Here is a 6,679-nt window from a genome sequence, read left to right as displayed (position 1 = left end):
CCAGTCGCGGCGGCGACGCGCTCGCCGGCGGGCCGGCGTCGGCATCGAATGCGCAGCCGTCGCGCTCGCCGCGTGCGTGGCGACTCGCGCTGTTCTTCGGCATCGCGACGGGCGCGTACACGCTCGTGCTCGCGTGGCTGCCGCCTTACTACATGCGGCTCGGCTGGTCGCCGACGGCGGCCGGCAGCCTGCTCGGCGGTGTGACGCTCGCGGAAGTCGTCGCGGGGCTGACGATCTCGGCGATGATCGACCGCCTGCCCGATCGCCGGCCCGCGCTGCATGCGGCAATCGCATCGCTGTTCGTCGGCTTGCTGGTGATGCTGGCCGCACCGGAAGCGCTCGCGCTGCCGGCCGCGCTGCTGATGGGTGCGGGGATCGGCGCGCTGTTTCCGCTGTCGCTGATCGTCACGGTCGACCACGCGGCGACGCCGGCCGATGCCGCATCGCTGACGGGGTTCGTGCAGGGCATCGGCTACCTGATCGCCGGGCTGTTCCCGTTCGCGGCAGGCATCGTGCGCCAGCATCTCGCCGACCTGTCACCCGCGTGGATCGCGATGGCCTGCCTGTGTGTCGCGCTGTTCGCGCTGGCGGCAGGCTTTGCACCGAAGCGGGCGCTGCACGCCGCGCGCGCGTAGCAGCGGCCGCCGCTCAGTTGACCGGCTCGCAAAACGGGATCTTGTCGCGCAGCGCGTTGCCTGCGGCGACCGGGTCCCGTCCTGCCGGCAGCGTGACGGAAACCGACGTATGCCCGGTTTTGCTGCGCGGTTCCAGGCCCGGCCAATGGCTCTCCTTCCACGTGGCGATCCAGTCGAGATTGCCGGCGCTCGCACCGGGCACGAAGCGCAGCCGCAGCGAACCGTCGAAGTCTTCGCTGCAATGCGGCGAGTGCTGATAGTCGTGCTCGGTGAAGCAGGCCCGAATCTGCTTGTCGCAGCTGAACGGGAGCTTCGAGACGCGTGGCGTGCGGGCGTGGCCGCCGTTCGGCCGCAGTTCGACGAAGTCGGCGTTTTCCCAGCTTCCTCCGCCGCCTGAATAGCTTTCTGCCCAACCGGCCAGCACCGCGACCGCGAAGCGCTCGCCGCCCAGCGGGTACAGCGCGGGGTAGATCTGGAGCGGTGGCGGATCGCCGTCGCCGACGCCCCGGTCGGCGGGCTGATAGTCGGAGAAATTCCACTGCTGAACGACCTTCCAGCCAGCGGCAGGCGCGAAGCTCACTTTCAGCAGCTGCGGGCCCGGCAGGATCGCGTAGTAGATGCCCGACGCGTCGTTCCTGGCCCGGTACAGCGACGGCGCGTTGTCCGCATCGCCTGACTGGCCGGGCGCGCCGCACGATGCCGACGCCAACGCGCAAACCTTGCGCGGCCAGTCGCGATCGGGCACGGCGGTTTTCGCGACCGCGACGAATGGCACGGCGCGGGCTTCGGTGGCTTCACCGGCGGCGTTGACCGCGGATGCCGCCAGCAGCGCGGCCGTCAATCCCGCCAGGCCGACAATGCCCGATCGAATACGGGTACCCATTCAATGGTGTCCTTGTAAGGTGGTTGGCGTGCCGTGATCCCGCGAAGTGGCCCAGTCTGCCCGAAAGCGCCCGCCTCGCCCAGACACTGCACCGTTCTCAGTCGCCCGCTTCCTGTTCCGCCAGGAACCGCCGATAGGCGCGTTCAGACGGGCAGCGCCGCAAGTCGCACGCGTCTTCGTCGCACTGACGGCACACGCGGACCGCGTTCGACATGTCGTCGGCGAGCGCGCCGACCAGTTGCTCGCAGATTGGCATGAGCTGCGCGCATTGCTCGGGCGTTAGCGTGCGCGTGAGATCCGCGATTGCCGTGCCGCGCGCGGCCAGCACCTGCTGCACCGCATCGTGCCCGGTCTCGGTCAGCGTCAGCACGACGGTGCGCTTGTCGTCGCCGGGTTCGCGCGCGACGAGCCCTTCCTGTGCCATCCGCTCGGCGAGCCGCACGGCCGACGAATGCACGAGCATCAATTGCCGCGCCAGCGCGTCGATCGTCAGCGCATGAGATTGCGACAGCAGCACCAGCGCATCCACGCTCGACCCGTGCAGCCCCGTGTCGCGGGCGATTGCGTCCTCTACCCGGTCGTTCAGCCCGAGCGCGAGTGCGCCCAGCAAATTGTTCAGGCGTTGCTTTTTCACGTAGGCGCTCCTAGCATATGTGTGCGTCACGCATATAATTTAAACCACCGTTTCACCGATGTCAGCCGCGGCGCGGCCCGCTCGATCCGGGCGGCCGCACGCCCGCATTCTACGGGTCGACAGGCCGAGTGGAGTCCACGCATGAACGACAACGCGCGCAAGACCGGATATCTGATCATGGCGACGTTGTGCTGGGGCGTCGCCATTCCGTTCAGCAAAATGCTGCTGCCGGCCCTGTCGCCCGCGTGGCTCATCGTGCTGCAGATCGCCGCCAGCGTCACGGTACTCGCCTGCTTCGCCGTCGCGCAACGCGTGAGCCTGACAGGCATCGTGCCGGCGCAGCTCGCCGTCGTCGCGCTGATCGGCATGCTCGAGCCATGCGGCGCGTACTACCTCGGGTTCGTCGGCATGCAATCCACGTCCGCGCTGCACACGGCGGTGATCTTCGCGCTCGAACCGCTCGGCATCCTCGCGTTCAACATCGCGCTGTTCCGCTTCAGGGTCGACAGGCGGCTGCTGGTGGCGGGCGTCGTCGCGTTGCTGGGTGTCGTCGTCATCACGCTCGGCGACCCGTCGGCGGACGGGCACGCGTCGCTGCGCGGCGATGCGTTCGTGTTCGCCGGCGTGATGGTGGCCGCGCTGTACGTGTCGCTGTCGACGCAGGCCGTGACGCTTCCGTCCACGACCGCGATGCTGCTGATCCAGCAGGCCGGCTCGCTGCTGCTGGCGCTCGTGCTGCTCGGCGTCGATGCGGGCCGCGGCGGCCCGCTCCGGTTGCCGGCGTGGCCGGCCGTGTGGCCCGCGCTGGCGATCGGCGTGCTGCAGTTCACGCTCGCGTTCCTGTTCTATTTTCGCGGCGCGCGCGACAACGCATCGTACTGGAGCGTGGTCGTGCTCAATCTGATTCCCGTCGTGGGCATCGCCGCGTCGATCCTGATCCTCGGCGAATCGGCGTCGCCGATCTACTTCGTCGGCGGCGCAATCACGATCGGCGCGGCGCTCTACACGCACCTGCGCGAACGCCGTACCGGGCTCGCGCCCGCCCGTGCGTGATCAGCCCGCGCTTGCGTACAGCGTCGAATCCGCGAACCCTTCGGCGTCCAGCACGCGCCCGATCAGGATCAACGCGGTGCGCTCGATCTGCGTGCCCTGCACCTTGGCGACGATGTCGGCGAGCGTGCCGGTCACGCGTTCCTCGTCGGGCCAGCTCGCGCGATAGATCACCGCGACCGGGCAATCGGCGCCGTAATGCGGCAGCACTTCGTCGACGATGCGGGCGAGATGGCGCACGCCGAGATGGATCGCGAGCGTCGCGCGGTGCGCGGCGAGCGAGCCGAGCGCTTCGCCTTCCGGCATCGTCGTCTTGCCCGCGAAGCGCGTGAGGATCACCGTCTGCGCGACGCCGGGCAGCGTCAGCTCGACGCCGAGCGTGGCCGCGCACGCGGCCGTGGCGGTCACACCGGGTACGATTTCGTACGGAATCCCGAGCGCCTTGAGACGGCGGATCTGCTCGCCGATCGCGCCGTACAGCGACGGGTCGCCCGAATGTACGCGGGCGACGTCCTGCCCTTTCGCATGGGCGCCGGCGAGCAGCGCGACGATTGCGTCGAGGTCGAGCTCGGCCGTATTGACGACCTGTTCCGCGCGATGGCCGTCGAGCACGGCGGCCGGCACTAGCGAACCCGCATACAGGATCACCGGGCACGTGCGCACGAGGCGCTGGCCCTTCACCGTGATCAGCTCCGGGTCGCCGGGGCCCGCGCCGATGAAATACACCGTCATCGAAAAATCTCCGTCAATTCATGGGATGACCGGCCGCGCGGCGTCATGCGCGCGCGGCCGGATCGAGCGCGTCGATGAGCGCGGCGGCCGAGTCGAACGCGCAGTCGGCGTCGGGCAGCGGCGGCCGGCGCAGCATCACGACCGGCAACCTGCGTTCGCGCGCGACGTCGAGCTTGGCTTCGGTGGCCGCGCCACCGCTGTTCTTGCTGACGACGACGTCGATGCCCATCAGCGCGAACAGCGCGCGCTCGCCGTCGAGCGTGAACGGCCCGCGCGCGGCGACGATCTGCGCCCGTGCGTTGCCGGGATGCGCGTCGAGGCAGCGCACGAGCCAGAACTGGTGCGGCGGGATCGCGTCGAGATGTGCGAGCGGTTCGCGGCCGAGCGTGAACAGCGGCCGCTTGAACGGCGCGAGCGCGGCTTCGATGCCGGCCCAGTCGTCGACCATGCGCCAGTCGTCGCCGGGTTGCGGCGACCACGGCGCGCGACGCAGCGCCCACAGCGGCACGCCCGCTTCACGCGCCGCGGCGGCGGCGTTCGCGCTGATCTGCGCGGCATACGGATGCGTCGCATCGATCACGAGGCCGATGCCGGCGCTGCGCAGATACGCGGCCAGCCCGGCAGCACCGCCGAAGCCGCCGACGCGCACGTCGCAGCGCAGTTCGTCGGGCACCTTGCCGAGGCCTGCCAGGCTGTAGACGTGATGGGGCCCGAGTGCGCGTGCGATTTTCAGTGCTTCGCCGGTGCCGCCGAGCAGCAGGATGCGCGTGCTCATCGCGCCTCCCCGACGAAGCGGCCCTGCCGGTCGATCGCGAACATCTCGACGGCGACCGACGGCGGCACGATGTCGCGCGCGACGCGCAGCGCGTGCGCGCAGACGAGATCGCCGAGCGGCACGCCATCGGCGTGCGCGAGCTTCAAGGCTTCCTGGCTCGTGTTCGCGGCGCGCATCGCGGCCTGCAGCGTGTCGCTTGCGCCCGCCTCGGCCGCCCACTGCGCGAGCAGCGGCAGGTCGATGCTCGAATGGCGGCTATGCAGGTCGAGATGGCCGGCGGCGAGCTTGCTGAGCTTGCCGAAGCCGCCGCACATCGACAGCCGCGCGACCGGTGCGCGCCGCAGGTGCTTGAGCACCGCGCCCGCGAAATCGCCCATCTCGATCAGCGCCATGTCGGGCAGTTGATAGTGCGCGCGCATCGCGTCCTCGCTTGCGTTGCCCGTGCACGCGGCAATGTGCGCGATGCCATTCGCCCGCGCGACGTCGATGCCCTGGTGGATCGACGCGATATAGGCCGAGCACGAGAACGGCCGCACGATGCCGGTCGTGCCGAGGATCGACAGCCCGCCGACGATGCCGAGGCGCGGGTTCATCGTCTTCAGCGCGAGCGCTTCGCCGCCTTCGACGCCGATCGTCACGTCGAAGCCGCCCGCATGGCCATGCTCGGCCGCCAGCGCCTCCAGGTGCGTCGTCATCATCTGGCGCGGCACCGGGTTGATCGCCGGTTCGCCGACCGGCAGCGTCAGCCCCGCGCGCGTGACCGTGCCGACGCCGGGCCCCGCATGAAACCGCACGCCGGGCGCCGCCGCGAGCGCGACGCGCGCGAAGATCAGCGCGCCGTGCGTGACGTCCGGATCGTCGCCGGCATCCTTGATCGTGCCGGCTTCCGCACCGTCGGCGGTGGCCCGGCAGAACTCGAGCCGCATCATCACGCGCTGCCCCTTCGGCAGCACGATCTCGACTGCGTCGTCCGCACGACCCGCGAGCAGCAGCCGCGCGGCGGCGAGCGACGTCGCGGTCGCGCAACTGCCGGTCGTATAGCCGAAGCGTAGCGGCGCGGGCTGTTCGGGGGTCTCGTCGCGCATCACGCGTCCGTTGCGTCCGTTGCGTTCGTCATGGCCGGCGATCCGGTCGTGTCGGCCGCGTCGGGCTTGCGCACGTCGTACAGCGTGACCGGCAACGGCTGGCGCCACGTATCGAAGCGGCCAAGCGGCTCGGCGTGCGCGAGCGATACGCGCGTGAGCGTGCCGCCGTGCGCGTCGCGCCAGGCGGCAAGCGCCATCTCACCCTGCAGCGTGACCGCATTCGCGACCAGCCGGCCGCCGGGCTTCAGCGATACCCAGCAGGCGTCGAGCACGCCCGGCGCGGTCGCCCCGCCGCCGATGAAGATCGCGTCGGGCGCGGCGAGCCCCGCGAGCGCATCGGGGGCGCGGCCGGCGACGAGTTGCAGGCCCGGCACGCCGAGCGCGTCACGGTTGTGCTCGATGAAGCGCTGTCGCTCCGCATGCGCTTCGATCGCGATCGCCTGGCAGGACGGATGCGCGCGCATCCATTCGATGCCGATCGAGCCGCTGCCGGCGCCGACGTCCCACAGCAGCTCGCCGGGCGCGGGTGCGAGGCGCCCGAGCGTCATCGCGCGCAGGTCGCGCTTGGTGAGCTGGCCGTCGTGACGGTATGCATCGTCGGGCAAGCCCGGCGTGAGCGCCCGGCGCGGCGCGTCGGGGCCGGCCTGGCAGTCGAGTGCGACGAGATTGAGCGCGGCCGTTTCGTCGACGTGCCAGTCCTGCGCAAGCCCGTCGAGACGCCGCTCGAGCGGGCCGCCCAGATGTTCGAACACGCTGACGCGCGTCGGCCCGAAGCCGCGCGCGACGAGCTCGGCCGCGACGGCGGCCGGCGTCCGGCCGTCGGCACTCAACACGAACAGGCGGCGTCCGGGCAGCAGGTGACGCGCGAGCGTCGCAAGCGGCCGA

At 70.7% G+C, this 6,679-nt stretch carries 8 protein-coding genes; 2 read left to right on the top strand and 6 right to left on the bottom strand.

Annotation, left to right across the window (positions count from 1 at the left end; all coding sequences use genetic code 11):
* Window positions 1-635, top strand: a 635-nt coding sequence (locus tag G3N61_RS37405; RefSeq protein WP_241018092.1) for an MFS transporter, incomplete at its 5' end; no start/stop codon positions are given.
* Between the two features lie 13 nt (window positions 636-648).
* Here the strand turns inward: G3N61_RS37405 and G3N61_RS37400 are convergent.
* Together G3N61_RS37400 and G3N61_RS37395 are read right to left on the bottom strand one after the other, a co-directional pair.
* On the bottom strand, window positions 649-1,476 hold the full coding sequence (locus tag G3N61_RS37400) for a hypothetical protein (RefSeq protein WP_241018091.1): 828 nt from the start codon (window positions 1,474-1,476) through the stop codon (window positions 649-651).
* A gap of 139 nt (window positions 1,477-1,615) precedes the next feature.
* Entirely contained in the window at window positions 1,616-2,152 is a 537-nt protein-coding gene (locus tag G3N61_RS37395) for a MarR family transcriptional regulator (protein WP_205824923.1), read from the bottom strand.
* A gap of 141 nt (window positions 2,153-2,293) precedes the next feature.
* Between G3N61_RS37395 and G3N61_RS37390 the strand changes: the two genes are divergently transcribed.
* Window positions 2,294-3,205, top strand: a complete 912-nt coding sequence (locus G3N61_RS37390; RefSeq protein WP_205824922.1) for a DMT family transporter — start codon at window positions 2,294-2,296, stop codon at window positions 3,203-3,205.
* Here the strand turns inward: G3N61_RS37390 and cobM are convergent, their stop codons facing one another.
* The 4 genes from cobM to cbiT all read right to left on the bottom strand — a co-directional run.
* Window positions 3,206-3,934, bottom strand: coding sequence for a precorrin-4 C(11)-methyltransferase (gene cobM / locus G3N61_RS37385; protein ID WP_122945360.1), 729 nt, complete (start codon window positions 3,932-3,934; stop codon window positions 3,206-3,208).
* A 43-nt stretch (window positions 3,935-3,977) separates the two neighbouring features.
* Window positions 3,978-4,709, bottom strand: coding sequence for a cobalt-precorrin-6A reductase (locus G3N61_RS37380; protein ID WP_205824920.1), 732 nt, complete (start codon window positions 4,707-4,709; stop codon window positions 3,978-3,980).
* Window positions 4,706-5,794, bottom strand: a complete 1,089-nt coding sequence (locus G3N61_RS37375) for a cobalt-precorrin-5B (C(1))-methyltransferase (protein ID WP_043182838.1) — start codon at window positions 5,792-5,794, stop codon at window positions 4,706-4,708. Before G3N61_RS37375 ends, G3N61_RS37380 begins: the two co-directional genes overlap by 4 nt.
* Window positions 5,794-6,679 (bottom strand): precorrin-6Y C5,15-methyltransferase (decarboxylating) subunit CbiT (cbiT, locus tag G3N61_RS37370; RefSeq protein ID WP_205824918.1); only part of this gene is annotated, 886 nt, incomplete at its 5' end. The genes G3N61_RS37375 and cbiT, both read right to left, overlap by 1 nt.

Origin of the sequence: Burkholderia sp. Ac-20349 (assembly GCF_017104865.1) — a bacterium.
Classification (GTDB): domain Bacteria; phylum Pseudomonadota; class Gammaproteobacteria; order Burkholderiales; family Burkholderiaceae; genus Burkholderia; species Burkholderia aenigmatica.
This window is presented reverse-complemented; position numbering and strand designations above follow the sequence as displayed.